The organism is Sediminispirochaeta bajacaliforniensis DSM 16054, from assembly GCF_000378205.1.
Classification (GTDB): domain Bacteria; phylum Spirochaetota; class Spirochaetia; order DSM-16054; family Sediminispirochaetaceae; genus Sediminispirochaeta; species Sediminispirochaeta bajacaliforniensis.
Window position 1 is genome coordinate 145,811 of sequence record NZ_KB899417.1, and the last position, 20,411, is coordinate 166,221.

The 20,411-nt window shown below is 45.0% G+C and carries 30 protein-coding genes; 6 read left to right on the plus strand and 24 right to left on the minus strand.

Features of this window, described 5'->3' with window-relative positions; all coding sequences use genetic code 11:
- The 18 genes from F459_RS22295 to F459_RS0112815 all read right to left on the minus strand — a co-directional run bounded on the left by F459_RS22295 (nucleotide 1) and on the right by F459_RS0112815 (nucleotide 10,486).
- A complete protein-coding gene (locus F459_RS22295) occupies nucleotides 1-525 on the minus strand; it encodes a hypothetical protein (RefSeq protein WP_020613105.1) in 525 nt (174 codons plus the stop codon).
- Entirely contained in the window at nucleotides 522-986 is a 465-nt protein-coding gene (locus F459_RS23225) for a phage virion morphogenesis protein (RefSeq protein WP_020613106.1), read from the minus strand. Before F459_RS23225 ends, F459_RS22295 begins: the two co-directional genes overlap by 4 nt.
- Nucleotides 986-1,426 carry a phage protein Gp36 family protein gene (locus tag F459_RS0112745; protein WP_020613107.1) on the minus strand — a complete coding sequence of 147 codons (441 nt, stop codon included), beginning with the start codon at nucleotides 1,424-1,426 and terminating at the stop codon, nucleotides 986-988. Before F459_RS0112745 ends, F459_RS23225 begins: the two co-directional genes overlap by 1 nt.
- Nucleotides 1,423-1,722: a hypothetical protein gene (locus F459_RS0112750; protein ID WP_020613108.1), complete on the minus strand. Its 300-nt coding sequence runs from the start codon at nucleotides 1,720-1,722 to the stop codon at nucleotides 1,423-1,425. The genes F459_RS0112745 and F459_RS0112750 overlap by 4 nt, the downstream gene beginning before the upstream one ends.
- Before the next feature lie 67 nt (nucleotides 1,723-1,789).
- The gene (locus F459_RS0112755; protein ID WP_020613109.1) at nucleotides 1,790-2,707 is read right to left on the minus strand and encodes a Mu-like prophage major head subunit gpT family protein; all 918 of its coding nucleotides are present in this window, start codon (nucleotides 2,705-2,707) and stop codon (nucleotides 1,790-1,792) included.
- Nucleotides 2,704-3,687: a phage protease gene (locus F459_RS0112760; protein ID WP_020613110.1), complete on the minus strand. Its 984-nt coding sequence runs from the start codon at nucleotides 3,685-3,687 to the stop codon at nucleotides 2,704-2,706. Before F459_RS0112760 ends, F459_RS0112755 begins: the two co-directional genes overlap by 4 nt.
- Before the next feature lie 48 nt (nucleotides 3,688-3,735).
- Nucleotides 3,736-4,176: a Mor transcription activator family protein gene (locus F459_RS0112765; protein WP_020613111.1), complete on the minus strand. Its 441-nt coding sequence runs from the start codon at nucleotides 4,174-4,176 to the stop codon at nucleotides 3,736-3,738.
- Nucleotides 4,173-4,616 (minus strand): regulatory protein GemA, encoded by a 444-nt coding sequence (locus tag F459_RS22305; protein WP_070415628.1) that lies wholly within the window; start codon nucleotides 4,614-4,616, stop codon nucleotides 4,173-4,175. Before F459_RS22305 ends, F459_RS0112765 begins: the two co-directional genes overlap by 4 nt.
- Nucleotides 4,617-4,665: 49 nt before the next feature.
- Nucleotides 4,666-4,974: a hypothetical protein gene (locus F459_RS0112775; RefSeq protein WP_020613113.1), complete on the minus strand. Its 309-nt coding sequence runs from the start codon at nucleotides 4,972-4,974 to the stop codon at nucleotides 4,666-4,668.
- An 11-nt stretch (nucleotides 4,975-4,985) separates the two neighbouring features.
- On the minus strand, nucleotides 4,986-5,819 hold the full coding sequence (locus F459_RS0112780; protein ID WP_245540171.1) for an ExeA family protein: 834 nt from the start codon (nucleotides 5,817-5,819) through the stop codon (nucleotides 4,986-4,988).
- A gap of 36 nt (nucleotides 5,820-5,855) precedes the next feature.
- Entirely contained in the window at nucleotides 5,856-7,541 is a 1,686-nt protein-coding gene (locus F459_RS0112785) for a DDE-type integrase/transposase/recombinase (protein ID WP_020613115.1), read from the minus strand.
- A gap of 3 nt (nucleotides 7,542-7,544) precedes the next feature.
- Nucleotides 7,545-8,462, minus strand: a complete 918-nt coding sequence (locus F459_RS0112790) for a hypothetical protein (RefSeq protein ID WP_020613116.1) — start codon at nucleotides 8,460-8,462, stop codon at nucleotides 7,545-7,547.
- The gene (locus F459_RS0112795) at nucleotides 8,462-8,737 is read right to left on the minus strand and encodes a hypothetical protein (RefSeq protein WP_020613117.1); all 276 of its coding nucleotides are present in this window, start codon (nucleotides 8,735-8,737) and stop codon (nucleotides 8,462-8,464) included. The genes F459_RS0112790 and F459_RS0112795 overlap by 1 nt, the downstream gene beginning before the upstream one ends.
- 13 nt (nucleotides 8,738-8,750) lie before the next feature.
- Nucleotides 8,751-9,047 carry a hypothetical protein gene (locus F459_RS0112800; RefSeq protein ID WP_020613118.1) on the minus strand — a complete coding sequence of 99 codons (297 nt, stop codon included), beginning with the start codon at nucleotides 9,045-9,047 and terminating at the stop codon, nucleotides 8,751-8,753.
- Nucleotides 9,031-9,156 (minus strand): hypothetical protein, encoded by a 126-nt coding sequence (locus F459_RS24555; RefSeq protein ID WP_281167844.1) that lies wholly within the window; start codon nucleotides 9,154-9,156, stop codon nucleotides 9,031-9,033. Before F459_RS24555 ends, F459_RS0112800 begins: the two co-directional genes overlap by 17 nt.
- 9 nt (nucleotides 9,157-9,165) lie before the next feature.
- Nucleotides 9,166-9,759, minus strand: a complete 594-nt coding sequence (locus F459_RS0112805) for a DUF3164 family protein (protein WP_020613119.1) — start codon at nucleotides 9,757-9,759, stop codon at nucleotides 9,166-9,168.
- Nucleotides 9,759-10,217, minus strand: a complete 459-nt coding sequence (locus F459_RS0112810) for a hypothetical protein (protein ID WP_020613120.1) — start codon at nucleotides 10,215-10,217, stop codon at nucleotides 9,759-9,761. The genes F459_RS0112805 and F459_RS0112810 overlap by 1 nt, the downstream gene beginning before the upstream one ends.
- Nucleotides 10,214-10,486 (minus strand): hypothetical protein, encoded by a 273-nt coding sequence (locus tag F459_RS0112815; protein WP_020613121.1) that lies wholly within the window; start codon nucleotides 10,484-10,486, stop codon nucleotides 10,214-10,216. Before F459_RS0112815 ends, F459_RS0112810 begins: the two co-directional genes overlap by 4 nt.
- Before the next feature lie 180 nt (nucleotides 10,487-10,666).
- Between F459_RS0112815 and F459_RS0112820 the strand changes: the two genes are divergently transcribed.
- Both F459_RS0112820 and F459_RS0112825 read left to right on the plus strand, forming a co-directional pair.
- Nucleotides 10,667-11,377 carry an XRE family transcriptional regulator gene (locus tag F459_RS0112820; RefSeq protein WP_020613122.1) on the plus strand — a complete coding sequence of 237 codons (711 nt, stop codon included), beginning with the start codon at nucleotides 10,667-10,669 and terminating at the stop codon, nucleotides 11,375-11,377.
- On the plus strand, nucleotides 11,370-11,873 hold the full coding sequence (locus F459_RS0112825; protein ID WP_154651685.1) for a hypothetical protein: 504 nt from the start codon (nucleotides 11,370-11,372) through the stop codon (nucleotides 11,871-11,873). The genes F459_RS0112820 and F459_RS0112825 overlap by 8 nt, the downstream gene beginning before the upstream one ends.
- A 256-nt stretch (nucleotides 11,874-12,129) precedes the next feature.
- Here F459_RS0112825 and F459_RS0112830 read toward each other — a convergent pair whose 3' ends face one another.
- Genes F459_RS0112830 through F459_RS0112855 form a run of 6 tightly spaced genes read right to left on the minus strand, consistent with a single transcriptional unit; the run spans nucleotide 12,130 to nucleotide 17,661 of the window.
- Nucleotides 12,130-13,443, minus strand: a complete 1,314-nt coding sequence (locus F459_RS0112830; protein WP_020613124.1) for a phage head morphogenesis protein — start codon at nucleotides 13,441-13,443, stop codon at nucleotides 12,130-12,132.
- Nucleotides 13,440-15,020, minus strand: coding sequence for a DUF935 domain-containing protein (locus F459_RS0112835; protein ID WP_020613125.1), 1,581 nt, complete (start codon nucleotides 15,018-15,020; stop codon nucleotides 13,440-13,442). The genes F459_RS0112830 and F459_RS0112835 overlap by 4 nt, the downstream gene beginning before the upstream one ends.
- The gene (locus F459_RS0112840; protein WP_020613126.1) at nucleotides 15,008-16,480 is read right to left on the minus strand and encodes a terminase large subunit domain-containing protein; all 1,473 of its coding nucleotides are present in this window, start codon (nucleotides 16,478-16,480) and stop codon (nucleotides 15,008-15,010) included. The genes F459_RS0112835 and F459_RS0112840 overlap by 13 nt, the downstream gene beginning before the upstream one ends.
- 1 nt (nucleotide 16,481) lies before the next feature.
- A complete protein-coding gene (locus F459_RS0112845) occupies nucleotides 16,482-17,033 on the minus strand; it encodes a DUF3486 family protein (protein ID WP_020613127.1) in 552 nt (183 codons plus the stop codon).
- Complete coding sequence (locus F459_RS0112850; protein WP_020613128.1) at nucleotides 17,033-17,326, minus strand: VpaChn25_0724 family phage protein; 294 nt, start codon at nucleotides 17,324-17,326, stop codon at nucleotides 17,033-17,035. The genes F459_RS0112845 and F459_RS0112850 overlap by 1 nt, the downstream gene beginning before the upstream one ends.
- Nucleotides 17,327-17,334: 8 nt before the next feature.
- Nucleotides 17,335-17,661: a hypothetical protein gene (locus F459_RS0112855; protein WP_020613129.1), complete on the minus strand. Its 327-nt coding sequence runs from the start codon at nucleotides 17,659-17,661 to the stop codon at nucleotides 17,335-17,337.
- Nucleotides 17,662-17,809: 148 nt separating this feature from the next.
- Between F459_RS0112855 and F459_RS0112860 the strand changes: the two genes are divergently transcribed.
- The 4 genes from F459_RS0112860 to F459_RS22310 all read left to right on the plus strand — a co-directional run bounded on the left by F459_RS0112860 (nucleotide 17,810) and on the right by F459_RS22310 (nucleotide 20,235).
- Complete coding sequence (locus F459_RS0112860; protein WP_020613130.1) at nucleotides 17,810-18,478, plus strand: hypothetical protein; 669 nt, start codon at nucleotides 17,810-17,812, stop codon at nucleotides 18,476-18,478.
- Nucleotides 18,475-18,867 carry a hypothetical protein gene (locus F459_RS0112865; RefSeq protein ID WP_020613131.1) on the plus strand — a complete coding sequence of 131 codons (393 nt, stop codon included), beginning with the start codon at nucleotides 18,475-18,477 and terminating at the stop codon, nucleotides 18,865-18,867. Before F459_RS0112860 ends, F459_RS0112865 begins: the two co-directional genes overlap by 4 nt.
- 7 nt (nucleotides 18,868-18,874) lie before the next feature.
- On the plus strand, nucleotides 18,875-19,267 hold the full coding sequence (locus tag F459_RS0112870) for a hypothetical protein (RefSeq protein WP_020613132.1): 393 nt from the start codon (nucleotides 18,875-18,877) through the stop codon (nucleotides 19,265-19,267).
- A 173-nt stretch (nucleotides 19,268-19,440) separates the two neighbouring features.
- Nucleotides 19,441-20,235 (plus strand): DNA adenine methylase, encoded by a 795-nt coding sequence (locus F459_RS22310; RefSeq protein ID WP_020613133.1) that lies wholly within the window; start codon nucleotides 19,441-19,443, stop codon nucleotides 20,233-20,235.
- Nucleotides 20,236-20,411: the final 176 nt, after the last annotated feature.

Below are 20,411 nucleotides of genomic sequence, written 5' to 3' on the forward strand. Positions count from 1 at the left end.
TTACAATGTTATCGATTCATGTGTCGAATCTGTACCGACATTCGTATCTGCATCGTAGCCAGTAAAATCCTCAAGATCATCAGACAGTAAGATTCCTCCGATGATCCCCCTCCGTATCATCCATTCCCAGCTCACCGCCCAGAGAGAGATATTCAGACTACCGGTAGAGGCGCTATAGAGATTTTTCGCATTAATATTTTTTCCTCCGCCTATACTCCAATCTGCATCAAGAGCTTCTAATGCTGGCAGCAGAGTAGATAAAACCTTGAGGGTATCATCAAAAAGTTTGTCTTGTGTGCTGGCTCTGACAATAATAAACGTGGAGAAGTTCAGGACACCATTGTCCCAATCAATATCCATCAAACTGCTCAGTATAGCCGGTGCCTTGACTGCTATGCGCTTCAGTTCTTCCAGGTCAAAGACACCGGGATGGGCCTCGACCTTCAGTTTTTTGTTATCCTGGAAAAGATTCTTTAGAGTATTTACCGCGGTATCTCGAATATCTGCGAATGTTACAAAGCTCATGATGCGGCCTCGATGATCCTCTGTTCTATAAAGTCTTCCAGAATGCCAAGCAAATCGGTTTCATCCTGGGGCCCAATGCCTACGAACTGCCGGGCCGAAGTTTTATTCTCGTATCCGAAATTTTGCCGGGCAGCATAGATCTTTGTTGCTCCCGCCAGAACGTTCCAGCTTCCAACCTGGGATTCGATAGTATCTCGTAGTTCGCCTGAAACAACCAATTGAGGACGGGCATATGGAAACTTTTCTGCAAGATACGACTGGTATCGCTCATTTAACGCTTTCCATGGTGTTCCATCGGGTGCTTTTTTGGTTTCAAATCGCTCCACTGTTTGAGCTTCAAGTTCCGTTCCCAAGGCCATTAACAGAGCGCGCCGATTTCCTCCGTCAAGGTTCAGGCTCGACAATCGGTCTGCAAGTTTTTCAATATCCCTAACATCGAAAGATACGGCAGCGGCAGCCATCAGATGAGCTCTCCTTTTTTCCAATAGCGAGTATCGGGGATGTTCTCTTCCTCCGATGGCTCGACAATACTGGCATCCTGATAATCAGGGCCAGCAAGGCCGCCTTGATGTTCTCGGTCAATAGTTTCCAAAAGCTTCAGATTGCTTTTATAGTGTTCCCGTTCATCCTCGCTTGATGATACGGTATCATGGAGACGGTACAGAGCCAAATCGACACAGATCCCATATAGGGTGTCAGCAAACTGGGCGGGAAGCGGCAATGTAACTTCTCCAGTCTCCTCGTCAAGGAGCCAGGGGAGGTGGGTCACAATAATACCGGTAGCCTCACGTAAGGCCAGATCGATCCTCGCTTCTGCCAGTGTTTCTCCGTCACTGGAAAACGGAAGGGAATCGGGAGGAATGCGACTTCCAAGCTCTTCCACGCTCAGTATGGGGATCACTTCTTTTTCACCTCAACCCAGATATCTTTTTTCAGTTTCTCATACTGATCTTGTGTGACCTGTTCTTCCCTGGCTTTTTTCCTGAGAACAAGGCCTGCCCGACGATAGGTTTCATTCTTTGTCTTGTGACTGACCACGATGGTGATCAATTCGTTAGCCACATTTGCACCCTCTGCCGCAGAATTTTTCTCCTCTATTTTCGCAGTATTGGCATCCTTTCCCTGTTCAGTATTCTCAGTGTCACCTTTTGAAGCTGCTGCGGTAGTCTTCTCCTCACTATCTTTGTTTTTTGCCATGGTATCTCCTTTTGTCATCGATACCGCGGGCTCATCACCCGCGGATCAATGCAATATGATTTTTTCTTTACTCCATCCAGGGAGAAACAACCAGCTCGGTCGTATGGTAGTTAATATTTGATTCACCGCCTGTCAGGTTCTCTTTCTCTACAACCTCCCGGCCTGCGGATTCCAGAGATGATCCTACGACAAGATGTGTTGGGACAATTCCCAATTTGTCACCACCGTCACGCTTAAAGGCCTTCATTTTTGCCACGGCAGCCTTGTAGTTCTCAGCATTCAGGGTTTCCTTGCTGGCTACCGCCTGTTGCCAGAATCCATAGCCGAAGTTGCCACGGTAACGAATACCGTAAAGGTATTCATCGTTCATAAATACATGATCGTTTTTTGTGTCGGTTATGGATTCCATTTCAGGAGCAATGCGTTCCTGCAGGATGAAGGGCTTCAGGACTCCGGATAGATTAACAAGAAACCACGGTGTCCCGGTTGCTGCCACATCTCCCTGAATATTCGATACCGATTCTGCCGTTCCGGTACCGTCGGTATTGGGATATACCGGATGCTCGGCATCGAAAAAAGGTTGGCCGTCGTAACACAATCCTTCGAAGCCACCAGAAAGCAATGCAAAAACTTTCCTATTGCAGAACGAAACAAACTCATCTGCATAGGACTGAGAAAGGGTCCTGTAGATGCCGAGGTTATCATCCTCAATATCGGCCCGGTCAATGCCTAAGGTCGCCTCGTACTTCTTATTAAACAGTTCATAGGCCATTTCTTTCATATCTTTAATGACCCGTTCGCCAACCCATTCGATCATTTGAGGGAATTTGCCAAGCCAACCGTAGGTGTTACTCGAAGAGTTTGACTGAATGATTGTCACCAGCGTTTTGTAAAGTGCCTGAGTTTTCAACCCAGTGAGACGACTCTGAAATTCGCCGCGCACCATCGTGCGCAACGAAGAGAGAGTTTCGTTTGTTATAATCATTTAGCAGCCTCCTTGATTTTCTTCCACTCCTCTGGCGAGTAACCTGCCGACTTTGAGACAGATACCTCTTCGGCATTTAGCGCTGTTTCCCCTTCAGGTGGGGTGTCATCAGGCACCTGCGGGGCTTTGGAGATAATTGCCGGAGTTTTTTCCATAATCCTGGTAAAGGAATCAAGGCCAGATTGAGTGGAACACAGGGCAAGATATTCCTTTTTACTTGCCGGGGATATCTTTCTGTCGGCAATAGCCTTGTCTACGGCTGCCGTGGCTTTTTCTTTTTGCTGAAAATCCTCAATATCCTTCAACCGCTTTTCAGCATTGAGTGCTCGCTGTTCCATCTGGTTGAGGTCTGCCCGCGGAGCATACTTGGTAAGATCAACTCCTTGAGCTGTCGCGTTGCCGTTTGCCTGTGCATTGTTGGCTGTCTTTAAGACAGAGATCGTCTGCACAGCATCCTGTTCCGTTGCCGTCTCAGCGAGGCCAAGTGCGGCAAGAATTTCTTTCATACTTTTCTCCTCCCGCCCGGTTGGCGGCATTTCGGAATTAAGCGCCTCAAGACGCAAATTGGGTACATTGGTAAGAGCTGCACGTATTATTTTTGTAATCTGACCGTTTTCGTCATACTCAAAAACAGGAGAGATATAGCGATAAAGAAGACCTTCAACTGAACTGCGGCCCCATGAATTCCATTCAACGTCAGCCCAGGTTTCTCCTAATGCATTGACTGATAGGCTGAAAAACCACCCCATGGCCGGGGCTTCTTCTCCTTTTGGCGCTTTATAATCTGTAGCATGGTTAACATCGATTACCAGACGTGGCAGATCTGCATTTGATGCGGTAACGACAGCTTCTGGATTTGGATTGGTCCACCGCCGTCCATCTCTGCCTTTTATCTCATTACCGGCAGGTAAGAGCTGGATACGCTGGGGAGCTTTGCCTTGTTCAATGTTTAGTGCAAAAAAAAGACTGCCGTGCTTCATACAGGCAGTCTATTCACATGGCAGTTGCCAGTCCTTTAACAACGGTTATTAAAATTCAAACAACTTTTGAGTGCGTTCTTCGGCAGCATAATGGTAGAGCCGATACACTTGCGTGTAGGATATTCTATACTCCCGACAGAGTTCACGCATAGATTCCATGGTCCCATCATAGCGTTCATATATTTCATTGGCAATATCGTCCCGAAAGGCCCTTGCCTCCATCGGGATGTACAGCTGTGATCCTCCAAAAAATGTCGTCAATGATTCCATGATTTTATCAGCATCGCTATCTCCTATTGCATCCGCCAAGACTCCGCGAATTTCCTTTGCCGTTTCGGCTTCAGGTGATTTTGGCATGGACAAAAGCTGACCTCCATACCATTTACACAATAGTCGTATAGCCTCTACTGCAATCGATCTGTCAAGTACTGATCCGGAACAAAGGTCAATCATTTCTGCGACTAAGCTGTATTCTGATTCGAAACTCATGAATATCTCCTTTTTACTTTATTAGGATCAATACCAACATCCCGGCACATCTTTCGCAATGCCAAGATCACCTTTTGAGCGGAATATCGATCCAAAAAATCTGGAGAACTAATCCCTGTCAGCCGCATAGTAAACGAGCAAAGAGCCTTTTCTGTTTTAATTCTGGCAACCTCTTGCCATAAATCACGGATATAGGTACGAGCCGATTCTGACGCCATACCTGATTGGTTCTTTTTAGGGCGGATCGTAAAGCCGCTTTGTTTCATTGCTGATAAGACCCGTTCCAAGTCATTCAAAGACATTTCGGTGCACGATTGTTTTCCGGTAATTCTGTATAAAGAGCTTCGGTATTCCTTCTCTGGCACCCCCATTTCTGACTTGCCAATATGAATAAGTTGAATAAGCCGTGATCGCTTGCTTTGTTGTTCTACCGCCGACATGATAAACCCCCTCAAAGGCCCAGGGCTGTACAGCCCTGGGCTTATATTGCTATTCATCGACAAACAACCCGGCCCGCCTCTTTTGCGCCGCTGTCAGCGGATACCGGGACATTTCTTTTTCCATAGAGAATGAGGCAAAAGTTTCTACTGATCCAAGCTTCTTTTGTTCAACATAGCATCGCAGTTCTTCATAGTTGTTAACTGGGACCAGTAATAGGTTTTTCTTTTCAGACGGTTTTCCGTTAATCGTTAAGAAACGGACCAAACCGGCTACGCGAGCGAAACCCATTTCCTTTGCCTTTTCCGACAACTGCTCATACTCTCTATCCTCGACCGTTATGGTTATTTTCCTCCCCATGTCTCTCTCCTTTACAGACTGTTCACCACATCGGCATCAACTAACCGTACACCCATTTCAGCGGCCAGGTTCATTGCCTTGCGGCTCCAGTTATTGACAAGCAAGGGGTATGCTACAGAGTAGGTGATTTTGTTTCTTGTCTGGCGCCTGAGCTTTGCGGCAAGAGCTTCACAGGCATCGTCACTGATAATGGTAGATCGCTCTTTTCCAAGTCTTCTAAATTTCACATCCAGGTACTTCCTGACTTCATCTCCTCCGCCAAGCGGCGTAAGCTCAAGAATCTCCATACGGCGTATCAATTCCCGAGCCTCCCAGTTTTTTGACTCATCCAGCTTTCCTTTCATTTCCACCTGGCCGATCAGGATAATGGACAGGAGCTTTTTAAATCCATCTTCAAGTTCCCAGAACCGTTTCAGGTATTTCAGCGTGCTAATGGTCAGGTCATGTGCCTCTTCAATCATAAGCACATGGCTCCAGCCGGCACGCGAGGAATTGGTAAGTATCTTTTCGATCTGTCGTGCCTTTGCTTCAAGGCTGCGCCTTGGGCGTTCCGTTGAGCAGTCAGCAATAACCGCATCACAAATCAGACTTGCATTCAGCCGCCCCTTGTCAATAATTCTTGGGGTGATGATACGGACTTTCTGCCCGTCCGCCTGCATACGGTCGATTGCCAGACGACGTATTGTTGTTTTCCCACTTCCTGATTCGCCGATTAGGGCCACCATACCGCCGACCTTTGCCGTCTGGTAGAGGTATTCAGTTGCAAATGCTGCTGTATCTGTCAGGTATACATCTTCAGCCGATGTGATATCGTCAACAAACGGATCTCGGAACAATCCAAACATTTTCCGTGCTTCCTGGTTTAACATTGCTATACTCCTTTAGACGGAGAGGGCAGTATCCTCCCCACCTTCTTCATAGTCATGAGCGATATCGTCGATCAATGATGCAGGTACCCCATCAGGGTAATCCCGCTTTATTGCTGGGACGAAACCTTCGGGTACATAGCCCAGGCGGGCCTTGATCCGTTTTGCTGTCTCAATGGGGGAAAGGTAAATGTCCTGGGATGTTACAACATCAGCCATACCCACAGGCACCTGTACGCCAATTTTTCTTTTTGGTGCAATGTCTGTCCGCGGTTTGATAAAACTGTGTGCGACAAACCCTTGTTTTTCCGGTGCGATCTCATCCAGGATTTTTGCGTGCTGTTCAATTTCCGTTTCCGGTAAACGCTTGTATTCCTTGCCTATCACCGGAGCAGATAAGTCGAAGCCAACCTCATCGGTCTCGATGGGGTCGACTTCAAAGGTCAATATCTCCCCTTTGCTTTTGTAAGAGATAAGCAGGCTGCTACCACCGCCAACCAGTACTGGCTGTACATTTACGTCCTGCCCGATGATAAGACCTGGACAGGATTGCAAGCTATATTGTTGGCTATATTTCTTTGATGGATGGGCATAGCTCATGCTCATACCACCAGCGACCTTGCGCGTCTCCACTCCTGTGGTTAACAAAAGTCGGCAAATTTCAGGATCAGGTAACTCCCTCAGTTGCTTTTCTTTGATCCTCTGCCAGATAGATAATCGTGAGCCTATCTTCCTATTCATTCTGGTCAGGCGGCAATCCTGGCCATCTATCATGTCTGCATTCCATGCCGTGCACCATCGTTCTGCTGCATCGTTCAATTCATCCAGACTATGGACTTCTTCCAGGCGTAGCCGACTTTCGAACTGTGTTTCAACAATATCGTTTGCCTTTTCGACCTGGCCTTTTGCCCGTGGATTCCCCGGAAGGTGCGGCTTTGTATCAACCTTCAGACTTTTCAATGCCTGTGTAATGGCCCTGCTTTTGTTTGCACTTCCTGGGTCCCATATCAAAAGGTCTGGTAACCCATGGAAGGCATAGATGGGATCAGGCTTTGGCGCCCAGGCGTACAAAAGGAAATCCCACAAGACTGCAGCACTCTCGCCAGCAGTGGCGTAATACCGGACGCAGATAGAACTGGAATAATGGTCTGTCAGCACATACCGCCAGCACTTTAATTTTTCCCGCCCCTCCAAAAAGGGTTTATTTTTGTACACTTCATCATCGCGCAGGAGATGTTGCTGACCGGGAGTAAAATAGATCAATGCCAGAGACGGATCACATTCGTGCACCTGGTTTGGATACTCTGTTCTTTGACGCTGATAGGGAGCGGCCTGACTCATTGATGCTATATCCAGTTTCGCTTTACGCAATGCACGGCGAATAGTCGAATCACTCACAGGGATATCATAGCCATTCTGCTGTAGAATAGTGCGTGCAACATTGGCATGCATTGTTTTCTTCCCATTCTTCCTTACACCGCTTTTTAGCATGGCTGCAATCAACGAGACGGTATCCTGGTTTATGGCAGAGCTTCCGGCATCCCGGCGTTTTTTCCGCCCAGAATCCCATCCTGCTGCCTCCAACGTTCGGTAAGCAGTGGGCAGGCTCAGGCCATGGAGGCGGGCGAACTCTTTAACAAGGTTTGATCTCTGGCTCGCAGTATCGGCATGGCACAATTCATCAATCCATTCGCTATACATGTGTTACTCCCTTCCAGGCTTCCAGAGTGGACGGATGTTCTGCACTTCATCTTCGAGAGTTTCGTAGAAGTCAAGCAGCTGCCCAAGGACCTCCGCTGTCCAGGTCTCCTGCATCCAGGCATCAAGCTGGTCCACCTCGATGCCTTCTATTTCCTGTCCTTCTTTGAGGCGTGCAAGTGCCCGTTCAAGATAGGCAACCGCGGATGCCACTTCCGTTGCAAAAGCCCTTCTGATTGGTTCGAGTTGTCCCTCTGCCAATTCCTTCTTTGTCGGTGGCTCTCTATACCGCAATTTTTGTTCAAGCTCGTTAAGTTTTTCTTCCTTTTGGCGGATGGCACTTTCCTGAGCCGCCCGTTGACGTTTATTTTTCTCGTCGTCTGCCTTAATTTTCTCAATAAGCTCTTTTTTTGTTCTACAATGAAGATCATCTATAGTAATACCTCGAGCCTCTTCCCCGTCATTTAAATCCTGCAACTGATCTTCTGTAAAATCTTCCAAAACACTTAATGGTGTGTATCCTAAATCGGTCAATTTGTCCGATTTGCCATATCGTCGTGCGACATGCATAGCACGTGAAGCAGTCCTATAATTGATTCCTATTTGATCAAGTAGCGGATACCAAGCCCCGTGCTCCTCATGAGATTTAATAAGTATTAGCTGCTTTCCAACTTCAATAAGGGATTCTTGAGCCACCCTCATGAAGAATCTGGCCTTAGCCATACAACTATCGCGGTCGTATATTTCACCATTACCGTATAGCTCATCTGCCTCCTGTGCATTCAATTGCTTTTTCTGAAAATCCGCAGCAATAAGCTCTATACCCTGCACGTCTTTACTAATCTCACCCTTGGGCTTGCGGCCTCTTTTGGATGGTTGTTTTTCCATTACTTCATATTCTGCATTCTCTATTACATCACTCATTACTCTGCATCCTCTCCCGCATGGCAACTCCATAACGACTGTTCCAGAGAGTGTATGGTGTAATATTCAGCCGCCCTTATGGCGGTGGTCATGTTTACTATTGCTTCTTCACGGGTAAGCTTGTAGCTTTCGAGTACTACGTCAAAGTCTTTATCATTCAATTGGACTTTCTTTTTGAGTAGACCCATGCCGCTCTTGAACATCCTGATATTTTCTCGTATTCCAACAGATCGTATTGCTTCTGCTGTTTTTTTATCTAAAGCATTCATATCCATTTTGATAACCTCCCTATTGCATGGCAGAGGCATACCGGGCCTCTTCTTCTGTCAGTCGTAAACGAGCAGTCTGATATGCCTTCATGATCTCGTTGGCTATACCTCCGAATTGTGGAGACAGCCTCCATTCATTAGCGCTGCCTCGTATAATCCATTGCTTCCCCTCAAGGATTGCCATGTCCCTGCAGATATTCGTTTCAGATGTGTTGATCTCAAATGCAAGTTGTTTATTGGTCATCCCGCTGTAGTGTCTCTTCGCCAACAACTTTACAATTTCAATAATCCGTTCCTGACTATTTAACTTTTCCATGCAGGGCAGCCTCCTCAAGGAACAATCCAAATCGTACCAAGAGTCCGCATCGGAGTTTTACTCCGGCATCCTTGATCACTATCGCGCAACGATATAATCGTCCTGTCATAGACCTCTCCTACAGAGCCGCCACGTCAAGTGGCACCTGTGTATATTTGCCCTGACTATTACGCTCATAGATCCTTAAGTATTGCTTGCTGCCTGTAACCTGGATGCTATCAGTTATTGCCCGCATAGCTTCTTCCCAGTCTGGATCATTTATCTGTAAACGACGCAAACCAAGGACTCGAGCCGTGTTGATTTTTCCGGATTTATCTACCTGAAAAGCATCATTGACCAGGACCTTGATCTCATCACGGGACCCTGTACTCCATTTATTAATGCAGGCAGCAATCAGTTCTCTGGCAATCTGTAGCCGCTCATCAAACACAATTTCATCATTCATGGCAATGACGAGCTTGTATTTTCCGTCATAGCTCATCAGGGTAATATTACCTTTTTTCCCTCCATATATTTTCCCATATTTCTCAGCGCTCAAGGAAATGAAGGTAAAAATATCATCACGTATGTGCTGTTTGAATTGCTGTAAGACATCACGCATTTTTAAAGCCCGTGATGCAATTTCTTTTACCGTTTGGTCCCGTAACTTGTCGATTTCCGATACCAAGTCTATAGGGACCTGCCTTCCCTGGGCATCTTCCATATATTCCATTATGCTTGTATCTCCTTTACCTTTTTTTCGTACAAAGCCTGCGCCTCTTTTTCTTGGAAACGCTGAATTCGTTCTTTTACTTGTCTGCATGATTTCTGTTCTACATACCAGCACCTATCATGCTTCCAAAGCAGGACCGTCTCATCCCTACCTGTTTTGTTGATATTCCGATAGCGTTGTACCAGCTGTATGCCATCATCAGATCGTCCAATGCGGGGGGAGGCCGGAACATACATCAAAAAGCTTGCTTTCTGCCTGGCCAAGGTCAGCTGGTTATCAAAGATGAGATCAGACCAACAGGTAAAACCCAGATAATCAGCTATCCGATTCTTGAGCGCTCGATGACCGTCATCGTAGATAGCTTCCAGTAGTTCGAAAGGTGAGACATCAAGAGCATAGGCAAGGTCAAGGGGCTCTATGTGCCGTCGACGGCAGTACCGCCTGATAGGATTATTCATGCCACGTTCCCTTTCCCTCTTGCATCAGCAAGCATTTCTTCAAAGGAGTGATATCCCAGCGTTTTTGCAATGGCCGATTCAATACGTTTTGACCGGCTTTTTCCCGCGGTAACTCTGCCGACGGCTTGCTGAGTTACCCCAAGCCTCTCGCCCATAATCGTTAGGTTTAAGCCTTTCAGACTGAGCTGATACCGAATCCAGCATCCATCCTTTGGAGTACTGAGTAGGCCAGTTTGGAGCGGCTTGCTTTGTACTCGTTTCCGTGCCATACTTATACCATCCTTTTCCCGTATTTTCGGGAGTTGTTTTTTGCTGGCGAATTGTTGCTTCGCCAGCTTTTTTTCGACTGCTACAGTTTTTGCAGAAAGTAGTCGATAAAATGATTATCGTCGATATTTCTTTATTAATCAAGAAATATCGACCAATATTAAGGAGAAATCTTATATTATATGGATTGGATAAGAATAATCGACAAAGCAGAGGAGATAGTACTTAAAAAAGGGTTGCCGAAAGCTGATTTAGCAAAAATTTTAGGAGTTCGTTCGCAATATATTTCAGATCTAAAATCTGGAAAATCAAAAAATCCTGGCTCAGAATTCACCTTAGCGTTAATAAATCAACTTGGTATTAGTCCTTTGTGGATTCAAACGGGCAAAGGAAACGCTACATCCTCAAACGAAGCGAATATCATTATTCCCCTTCTTACACAGCCTGATGAAGTGATTAAAATAAAGCCTGATCCAGATTGGGAAGCTATTGACCATTTTGATGCTGATATCAAAATCACAATACCTGACTGGTTAAAAAGATATGGCCCTAATCTTCGATCAATAGAAGTGCCTGATAATCGTATGGCTCCTCTTTTTTATAGTGGTGATATTGTTATCTATGAATCAACTGGTTGTTATGGGGCAGGTATTCATATAATAAAACTGAATGGCAAGGTTGTTATTCGTCGTTTAGTAAGAGAAGATTCCCAATATATGGCATATTGCGAATTAAGTAAAATAAAACCAGAACCAGTTCAAATCTATGATGTAGTAGGACTTGTTCGTGCTGTTATCCGCAGAGTCTGGGATCAGGAACCAATGATTGTCAAACAAGAAAATCAGTACGTTGAAAATGATAGTCAACCTATACAGAAAAAGGAGATTGGATAATAGACTTCCCGGGATGCAAGGGAGGGGAGAAAATAACTTAAGAGAGGAAAAAATGAAAAAAATGGTTATGGCAGTTTTGTTTTTCTTGTTGGTGGGAACGCTTCTTTCCTCTGATGAACTTAGCGGAAAAACCCTCTATCGAATTGAACATATGGAGGTTTTAAGAGACGGACGGCTATATGGTTTTTTAGTTGGGAAATACACCTTCAATGATGACGGAACATATAAATTAGAAAAAATAATTAATTTTGATGAAAAACCAAAATCTTATACAGTTGTTCAGTATTCTCTTTCGGAAAAGGGGTTTTACACAGAGCTCAATGATGAAGAAAATGCAGTACTTATTAAGATGGATAATAATGCGTATCTATTATCACAACCTGGAGGCGACATCGAATTTGCTATATATGATGATCTAAGTTGGTTAGTCTCTGAAGATATTGCAAGAACAATAGTGCTTGATAATCCTGAACGGCCTACCTATGAGGGGCATTAGCACTTCCGAAGATACCAAATAAAAAAGGAATAAGGCTGAAACTGTGTACAGCCTTATTCCAAGATGGTGCAAGCTCGCGTCCGCTTGCGGGACATCCAGGCATCGTATGGCTACGTCATTGCCATAACAGTATCAAAGACATTCCCGAAAGCTTGCTAACAATGGTTAAAAGCGTTATCTTAAAAGAAAGCAGGCGCTGATCAGAGGTGTAACGGTATGACTGGTAACGGTTATATGTCTGGTTGACAGCGACCTGCTATTTTATTTTTTGCAATGCGCTGATTCTGCTGTACTCATCAATACCAATTTTATAGGCGCTTCTGAGCGATGCAGCTGTTAGAACAGTTCCGTGAGAACTTTTTCTATATTGGGCTTGGACGGCAATCTTTACAAAGTGTTCAGCATCCTGTTCATAGACGTATAACAGAGATTTACCGTCTGGGTCAAAATAGACAGAGGCATCCAATAGATAATCAATAATTCTTGACCATTCCAGATTACTTAATGCATCGGCCGCTTTTGCATGTCTGGCCCCCTTGGGCCCATTAATAAGACCGGCACGCATATTAATAATAGAGGTTTCTCCTACGTTAATATTTTTATGTTGCTTCATCCACTTTGCTATTGTCCTATCAATAAACCCAACCGGTGACAGATAATCACCTTTAATGGAACCGGCGGCGGCCCGTGAAACAAAACTATTATGGGCCTCCTGAAAGACGGTATTGTGCACCAGTGACCGGGCTATTTCCTCAAATTGTGCAGGGAATTTCTGTGATCCTTTTTTCAGAGCCTCTTCAAATACCGGTGCAACGCGGCCGGTCAATCCTTGATTCCAGTTGAATCCTGGAGTAATCCCTTTGGGGATGTGTTCGATAATTCCCTTCCGCTCATTGTAATACTGTTTAGATACGGTTTTCGGAGCCGTGGTTTTTACCGGCAGAGTGCCTCCCCCGGTACCGTCCGCCCGTGGCGGAATCGTTATCCCTTCGCGTTCATACCGTTCTTTACGGGCTTTTGAAACCGCCGTGATATAACACTTACAGCCATATCCGTTAGGCGGTAAATGGCTATTCCACCACGGATCGTCCTTCGGAAGAATCAATCCTTCCCAGGCCTCATGCTGTTCCCGATGGGTATGGCTTGGTCCCAGCCGATACATTAGATATGGGTGTGCGGGGCTGTCCATGGCCCTGTCGTAGGTTCCCTTTTGGTATGCACTCCGGAGGTTTGTGCTGTATATGGTACGTAACCGACGGTCACTCCCAAGCTGGGCATGTACCTCCCGTCCTGTTACGGGGTCTGTCATTGTTTTTTTGCCCCACCAGCCTTTTCCCTGCAGAGTCGGAGCCAGATTCTTTTTGAACGAATCAAAGGTTTCTCCGTTCTTGATCGCCTGTTCCACTGCGCCCTTTATATCCGCCAAGACATCCGTCTGCATGGCTTTTGCTACGGTAAAAGCTGTGGCATGTTCTTCATTCCAGACATCCTTGTAGCTAAATGCCGGGGTAAGGTTTTTGCGTTTTATGTAATCAAGAGCCTGCTTTGGCACCATGTTCGGGGAACTCATCCATCATCCTCACCATCAAATTCAGAATCTCCGGTGGCGCGGGAGTTAAAAAATGCGATGGCCATCAATTCAGCAATTTTGTCCGGTTTCCATTCGGTCACCAGTTTTTCCAGTTCTATCCGAAAGCTTTTAAAGTCGGTTGCTTTATTCGATGCCTCCTCTATGATGGAGGCTATTTCATCGGATATTTCGATAAAATCACTTTTAGTAGCTTCATCAACAAGTTCTTCTTCTGTGGCCGAGGCCTTGCTCATTGCAACGCTCTGGGTATTTAACGCAGTCCTATGGTCCCGCGGCCATGCCGAATTCAAACCTCCGGGAGAAAGCAATGTAGATTGAGACTCAAGAACTTCATCATTTTCGTCAGGAACGGACAAGCTCAATAGGCTGAGCATTTCATCTTTTTTTACCCGTAGTCCCAAGGGTACAAGCTTGTTTACTGAATTAACAATGAGCTCAACATTCTTTTCTTCAACGTATTTGAGTCTGAGACGCGGATAGACTTCCTGATCTCCAAAATTTAATTTTACATACGGGATTACCAGGTCGCGGTTCAGAGTTTGTTCCAGCTGAGCAGCATCAGCCCTGAGAATATCCTGACGCACCTCTTCCTGGGATGTTTCATTTCCCAGTTTTCCTGGCGTTCCTTCCGTGCTTGCTGTCTGGCCGAGTACTAACTTGGAAAACTGTTTATCCACCCACTCGGCGTATTTCTCGTACACATCTGCATTGGTCCCTGTATTCTTTGCTTCGACGATATCAATAAGCATCGATTCAGGGATAACCGCACCTACGTCCGTTCCGATAGAGGCAACGGCCCGCCGCAGAGTTTTGATATCTTCTTTCGTCGCTTTCTTCCCGTATTTCCCCAGCCTTACAGGATAGCCGAAACGGTCAACAAAGGCTGCCCAGCTCGTTACATCATAGTGTTTAATCAACCAATAAAACAAAGCGGAAAAGGAGAGCCCACCGGTAATCTGTTTTCCGGCAAGCAGGTTCGGTTCATGGATAATGAAATGATATGGTTTCAGTTCAATCAGATCAGATCCATAGGCTCCTCTGAGTTTTAATATGCCCGTTTCCCTCTCATATGCAAACCAGCGGGGATCACGAAATCGGAACTCTGCGGGTTTCCATACTGAACCACTGGTATCCCACATAGTTTCGTTGGCAGAAAATCCCTTTCCCAAGGCATCGAGAGCGTTTTTCTTTAGATCCATAATATCAGGGTGTTTTTGTATATCCCTGGTAACAGCCTCGGCAATTTTTAGCTCCTGATCAGCATCTCCTGCCGGTTCCACATATAAGGGTAATCCCTCAACCGCATGTTTTCGTGTGGATAAGACAGATCGATAATGTAAGTCCCGTTCCTCAAGCTCTTGCGCCAATTCCAAATATTCGGCTGGACAGTCACCATTCCTGACAGCATTAAGAATCGAACCAAGGCGATCAGGAGTAAGGCCCGCTACAAGGCCACCACTCCAGATCGATCGATTAGAATTATGTATAACATAGGCCTGTTCGGTCCTTAGATCTTTTTCACTTGGCTTTTTCAATCGGTTGATCAATCGTCCCATGGATCTCGCACCCCCGTTCGGAAAATATTCTCTGCCGGTACTGCATCATAATCGTATGGTTGATATCCACCGTCTTCGTCCTCTAAGAGGGCAAAGGTGACCATCACTTTTGCAATAGCTCCATCCCCATGGCGTCGTTCTCTCGGTCCGCCGGTACGATCAAGTACTCGGGGAATTCCGGCCTTTAATCCAACGACCCGGAAATCATCCCGAATAAAGCCATCGCCAGGGATTGTGGTAATTCCATCTTCCATACGGCTTTTCAGTTTCGGGAAGTTTTCCCCATACCATGATTGGGTCAGCATGACCTGGTGAACAAATCCTGGCCATTCCTGTTCTGCTTTTTCTGCTATCATTTGACCATTACCACGGGCATCGAATGCCCCACCGGAAAAGTTTGGAAGATTCTCCATGACCATTTTGATAGTTTGCCATTGTTGATCAAAACAAACATTTCGTAATTCAATAACACAAAATGTAAGCTGCTTATCATTCGGCAAAAGCTCATCAAGGAAGATACAGGTCAGGTCTCCGGAACGGGCAAAGTCCTCTCCCAGGTATACCGGGCCGGTATGAGCCAGCAAGATATCCCGTACCTCTTTTTTGAACCATTTATCAAATTCTCTGATTCGCTTCTCTTTAGGCAGGAAGGTAAAGCTGGCATCACAGACTTTCCTTAAAATCGGAATGGTCGGATCTTCAACCGATTCCAAGAGACTGGTTGGGAAATACCTGGTTCCCGCTTTTACCGGTATACAAAAAAGTTCTTCTTCGGCAGCATCCCCGTAGTCGACGATCAGTTTCTCTCTCCAGTCAGCCTCTATTGCCGGTGTCCATTCCCGTCCTTTTACCAGGCATATCCGTCTATACAGGCCCTCGGCCAGGGCATCATCCAGCGTTGTTTTATATAAACTGTAGGATTTTTTCCCTTCTCGTATTTCCTTAATGAGTTCATTGAAAGGGTTGTCGTCTCCGTTATGCGTAGAGAGGATTCTCACACATCCACCCCACATTAAAAGGGCAAGGGCCGCCTTGAGCAGTTCCGACAAATCGTCGACAAAGGCCGCCTCATCGAGAATTACCCGGCCCTGTTTTGACCTCAGAGATCGGGGTACGGATGGCAGACACCAAACCTCGAAGCCGGAATCAAACCGCACCCGGTAAACGGTAATATCTTTATCCTCATCTTTCAGGACGACCTCTTCTACTTCGGATGCGGCAGCATTTAAATGCCGTGCCCAAAACGCACAGTCCTGGGCAAATTGCTGAGTCATTTCCTTGGAATAGGAAAGATAGTAAGAGCTTTGGCCTCCCGCCTCTTTGCTCTTTGCCGCATCCATAGCCGATGCCAAGGCCTCAACATAAGACGCTCCGATTCGTCTGCTTTTCTCCCAGACTTTTACTTCGGATTCGTCTTCTATCCATCTTTTTTGATAGGGCAGAAGAATATCTTCGGTCATATCATAGCCCTAAAATTTCGCGTTTAATCAGGTCCACCGTGGCGGGGGTAAGGCCTTTGGCCTTTGCTGTTTTATCAACAACTTCAGCGGCTTCGGCAAGAGTACGGTTTCTGATTTCCGATTCTCTTTCGGCATTCAATTTTTCAGCCGTTTCCAAATCCTTGAGCCCTCTGGAAACTTTGAATATGATATCGGTAACCAGTTCCGGTGCGATTTCTCCTTCTTCCTTGAGATCATCAATCTCAGATATCAAGTCAAAGGCGGCAAGACGGATCTGCTCGTTTACGACTTTTCCAAGTTTGTTCCTGCCCTCGGCACCAAATTTTTCGATATAGGCATCGGCCACTTCCTTAGCCTGGCGGTTCTTTTCCGCAAATCGTTTCATTCTCTTGGCATAACGATTTACCGAACTTTTAGATACCAGACTCTCTCCTGCTTCATCGTTTATGGCATCGACAATTTCCGTCTGTGTTACCGCTGGATCAGCGAGCATCTCCTGCAACTTGGTTCTCAGATGCGCTGGCAATCGGTCAATAGCGCTTTTTTGTCCCATCATTCCTCCAGTGGAGGATCAATCCCCTCTGCCCGAATAAATCCCTCAGCGACATCAAGCCCTGGCCGTGCAATGGTAACGATTACCAAAGGAGTGGCTCCCATCCTTTTGGTTTTGACATATCCTCTTTGTTCCAGCCAGTTAATCTGTTCGTTTACCTCTGATATGCCTACAGCATGACCATATTCTTTCAGCAACCGCTGTAGCATTTCATTGGATAGATTATGGCCAGCATCATTCTTCAAACCCTGCAATATGAGCATCCGCTGATTCGGTGTAAAAATGGTTTCCATCTTTTCTCCTACTTCCCCGGCGTATTGCTGATAAACCAATTCTGTATTGACTGTAAAATCGGTTTTATTCCCTTGAGTTCACCTCCGAACTCACCCATTCTTCGCTGCATTTCGCTAAGTAAAGTATTCTCCAAATAATCAACACGTTTCTCTAACTTTCGATGGTCTTCGATACGTGCTTCCTTCTCAACAAGGATCAACTCAGATATTGATTGCCTAAAGGTTGCATCCTTTTCTTCTTGCTTCTTTTTCCAATAAGTGAAAACAGTAAATGATAATCCGGAGACGGATAAAAAGGTCCCAATTGCAGCAAGTACAAATTTTGCGATATCCATTCCCCCTCCTACTTTCTGCAAAGTACCATGTCAGGAGAATGAACTAATTAAACAGTGGTTATTATGTCTTGATCTCTGTATGTGGGATACTCGTTTTAGGAGGGTATGCCATGATAATACGGAAAGAACAATATGAGAAGGGGCGAAGATGAACAAAATTATGAACCTCGCCCCTGAAGATTATTACACACAGAGAAACAATCCATTTGTCTATGGAGATAATCCTCGTATTGACGGCGAAAAAGACTATCTGTTGAAAGCAAATGCACAGTGCATGCCTACAGCGTACGTAATGTTTCTCATCGGTAATAAAATCCCATATACAAATCTGACGCGACTTCCAGACGATGCCTATTTTTCGTCTTTACTCATAACCAAAGCCGCATGGGAATTTGCCGCAAAAAAATATTCCTGGTCAATCAACCGAAAAGATAAGAAAGGAAACATTCTGCCGGACATTCCGCCTAATGAAATTCATGGCATGTATGGATCATACCTTAGCAAGATTGTCTGTGGTCGTCGAGTATCTGATTTTATGACTGATCTCACATTCGATGACTATGTCGATCGAATTGATACAGGGCAAGTAATCATGACTTCCGGATCGTTTCCAGGAATTGATGGGCACGCCTTCGATGCCGTCGGACGAGTAAAACGAGATTCTGCCATATCATTGAAGCTCGCAGATCCATGGGGCGATTTCAAGACAGGATATAAAAACCATTCTGGATACAACGTGTCTATGACACAAGAAAACTTTCTCCGCCATGTAAAACCGGTCGGAAAACTATATAAATGGGGGCATATCGTATTATGAAAATTAAGACGGAACAGATGTTGTGGGTCGCTATTGCATTTATCGCTATGTGTGGATTCATATTATTCGTTGAGTCTGGATCAGTCTTGACGGCTGTTTCCCTTGGATTTGTATTCATCATCGGATCATTTCTCGGAGTTGATCTGGTAAAAATGATCAAAGATACATCGTCCCTTCCTGACGGTAAATACCAAGATATAAGAAAAAGCCGGTACATTTTGGCACTTATTTTTTTCGCTTTACTTTGTATAGAGGCTTTTATCATTTCAAAGGTATATGATCGCAATCTTGATGGTGTCTATGGTTCCATCGGTGTTGGATTTATGATCGTCGTCTCACTTTTTGTATCTGGAATCGAAGCTAATAAGATCGCAACAACAAAAGGTTGACATAGGTGTGGCAACTAAAAAAATTAACGGCATTTTTGGTATTAGTATCCTTTTCTGTTTCTGCATTTGCGGATGGGGATTATATTACCATACCGCTCGAAACCTGGATGCAAATCGTGAGAATCTCAGGAAACAACGAGCTACTATTAGCCGACTTGAATCAAACAACACAGAACTTGAGCGAATCAACAGAGAACGAAGCTCAGATATTACCAAACTTGGTGGAAACATCGAACAGCTTAACAAATACATCGAAGAACTTGAGCGAATCAACAGAGAACGAAACGCTAATATTGAACGACTCAACGGACTCGTTAAAAATTATGAAAGAAACCAACGAAAACTCGCTGAAATCGTCCAACAAGTCAATACTGCGAACAGTCTTAACCAGGACAGGTAGTATCCTTTTGGCGTTCTTCGCTGGTTATAGCCTTGGTTGCTTACGTAAATGATCAATGAGCAGGTAAGGGCGCTACCAACACCCTTACCAATTCGCGTTTTAACCCAACGCAAATTACAACCGAAGCTGCTACTCCATACTTTTATCGGCAGCTTCATATGAGGAGTAAAGCGTTGAATAGTCCTATTGCTTATGTCGGTGGTAAAAGCAAACTGGCAGATACAATCATCAATTTTATCCCGGAACACCAAACCTACATCGAAGTTTTTGCAGGAGGTGCTTGGATCTTTTTCCGAAAAAAGTATTCGAACGGAGAAGTACTTAACGATAAAGATGGAGATCTCATATCGCTCTATCGAGTGATTCAGAACCACCTTGAAGAGTTTCTTCGGCAATTTAAGTGGTTACTTACCAGCCGGGAAGTATTCGATAATTACAAAGGCCAGATGGAAAAATCAGGATTGACTGATATCCAGCGAGCTGCAAGATATTACTACCTGCAACGTCTATGTTTTGGCGGTAGAGTTCTTAATCGTTCCTTTGGTGTTGATTCCTCCGGCGGCAACAGGATCAACCTATTGCGAATGGAAGAAGAATTATCTGCAGTGCATCTTCGATTGAGTAACGTAATCATTGAGAATCTGTCATGGGAAGATCTTATAATCAGGTATGATAAAGCTGAAAATTTCTTTTATCTTGACCCGCCTTACTTTTCGGCACCCTGTTATAAGTACAATTTTTCCAGTATCGATGACTATAAGGCGATGTCAGATATTTTGAGCAACATCCAGGCTAAATTCATTCTTAGTATTAATGACCACCCACAAATCCGGCATGTCTTTAAAGGATTTCATATGAAAGAAGTTGAAGTCCCCTATTCATTAGCCAAAACCGATTCGCTTATTGGTAAGGAACTATTAGTATCCAATTTTAAACTAAAAGAAGGCCAAGGATACCTTTTTGAGTAAACTGGAGAAGGGAAAAGAATGAGTGCATATACCAGATGCATATGTGGCAGAAAAAGAGGCGACCATAATGATCTTGTTGTTAGAATGAGACACTGTAATCGATCAGCATTTAATGGGTATCGGCTAACAATTTCAAAGTATTCTCAGGTTATTTGTACGAGAAAAGGATGTCCAGG

Excerpts from the sequence above, each read along its gene's own strand:
- F459_RS22295 (WP_020613105.1), bottom strand. The coding sequence starts at position 525 with ATGAGCTTTGTAACATTCGCAGATATTCGAGATACCGCGGTAAATACT.
- F459_RS23225 (WP_020613106.1), bottom strand. The coding sequence starts at position 986 with ATGGCTGCCGCTGCCGTATCTTTCGATGTTAGGGATATTGAAAAACTT.
- F459_RS0112750 (WP_020613108.1), bottom strand. The coding sequence starts at position 1,722 with ATGGCAAAAAACAAAGATAGTGAGGAGAAGACTACCGCAGCAGCTTCA.
- F459_RS0112755 (WP_020613109.1), bottom strand. The coding sequence starts at position 2,707 with ATGATTATAACAAACGAAACTCTCTCTTCGTTGCGCACGATGGTGCGC.
- F459_RS0112760 (WP_020613110.1), bottom strand. The coding sequence starts at position 3,687 with ATGAAGCACGGCAGTCTTTTTTTTGCACTAAACATTGAACAAGGCAAA.
- F459_RS0112765 (WP_020613111.1), bottom strand. The coding sequence starts at position 4,176 with ATGAGTTTCGAATCAGAATACAGCTTAGTCGCAGAAATGATTGACCTT.
- F459_RS22305 (WP_070415628.1), bottom strand. The coding sequence starts at position 4,616 with ATGTCGGCGGTAGAACAACAAAGCAAGCGATCACGGCTTATTCAACTT.
- F459_RS0112775 (WP_020613113.1), bottom strand. The coding sequence starts at position 4,974 with ATGGGGAGGAAAATAACCATAACGGTCGAGGATAGAGAGTATGAGCAG.
- F459_RS0112780 (WP_245540171.1), bottom strand. The coding sequence starts at position 5,819 with ATGTTTGGATTGTTCCGAGATCCGTTTGTTGACGATATCACATCGGCT.
- F459_RS0112785 (WP_020613115.1), bottom strand. The coding sequence starts at position 7,541 with ATGTATAGCGAATGGATTGATGAATTGTGCCATGCCGATACTGCGAGC.
- F459_RS0112790 (WP_020613116.1), bottom strand. The coding sequence starts at position 8,462 with ATGAGTGATGTAATAGAGAATGCAGAATATGAAGTAATGGAAAAACAA.
- F459_RS0112795 (WP_020613117.1), bottom strand. The coding sequence starts at position 8,737 with ATGGATATGAATGCTTTAGATAAAAAAACAGCAGAAGCAATACGATCT.
- F459_RS0112800 (WP_020613118.1), bottom strand. The coding sequence starts at position 9,047 with ATGGAAAAGTTAAATAGTCAGGAACGGATTATTGAAATTGTAAAGTTG.
- F459_RS24555 (WP_281167844.1), bottom strand. The coding sequence starts at position 9,156 with ATGACAGGACGATTATATCGTTGCGCGATAGTGATCAAGGATGCCGGA.
- F459_RS0112805 (WP_020613119.1), bottom strand. The coding sequence starts at position 9,759 with ATGGAATATATGGAAGATGCCCAGGGAAGGCAGGTCCCTATAGACTTG.
- F459_RS0112810 (WP_020613120.1), bottom strand. The coding sequence starts at position 10,217 with ATGAATAATCCTATCAGGCGGTACTGCCGTCGACGGCACATAGAGCCC.
- F459_RS0112815 (WP_020613121.1), bottom strand. The coding sequence starts at position 10,486 with ATGGCACGGAAACGAGTACAAAGCAAGCCGCTCCAAACTGGCCTACTC.
- F459_RS0112820 (WP_020613122.1), top strand. The coding sequence starts at position 10,667 with ATGGATTGGATAAGAATAATCGACAAAGCAGAGGAGATAGTACTTAAA.
- F459_RS0112830 (WP_020613124.1), bottom strand. The coding sequence starts at position 13,443 with ATGAGTTCCCCGAACATGGTGCCAAAGCAGGCTCTTGATTACATAAAA.
- F459_RS0112835 (WP_020613125.1), bottom strand. The coding sequence starts at position 15,020 with ATGGGACGATTGATCAACCGATTGAAAAAGCCAAGTGAAAAAGATCTA.
- F459_RS0112840 (WP_020613126.1), bottom strand. The coding sequence starts at position 16,480 with ATGACCGAAGATATTCTTCTGCCCTATCAAAAAAGATGGATAGAAGAC.
- F459_RS0112845 (WP_020613127.1), bottom strand. The coding sequence starts at position 17,033 with ATGGGACAAAAAAGCGCTATTGACCGATTGCCAGCGCATCTGAGAACC.
- F459_RS0112850 (WP_020613128.1), bottom strand. The coding sequence starts at position 17,326 with ATGGAAACCATTTTTACACCGAATCAGCGGATGCTCATATTGCAGGGT.
- F459_RS0112855 (WP_020613129.1), bottom strand. The coding sequence starts at position 17,661 with ATGGATATCGCAAAATTTGTACTTGCTGCAATTGGGACCTTTTTATCC.
- F459_RS0112860 (WP_020613130.1), top strand. The coding sequence starts at position 17,810 with ATGAACAAAATTATGAACCTCGCCCCTGAAGATTATTACACACAGAGA.
- F459_RS0112865 (WP_020613131.1), top strand. The coding sequence starts at position 18,475 with ATGAAAATTAAGACGGAACAGATGTTGTGGGTCGCTATTGCATTTATC.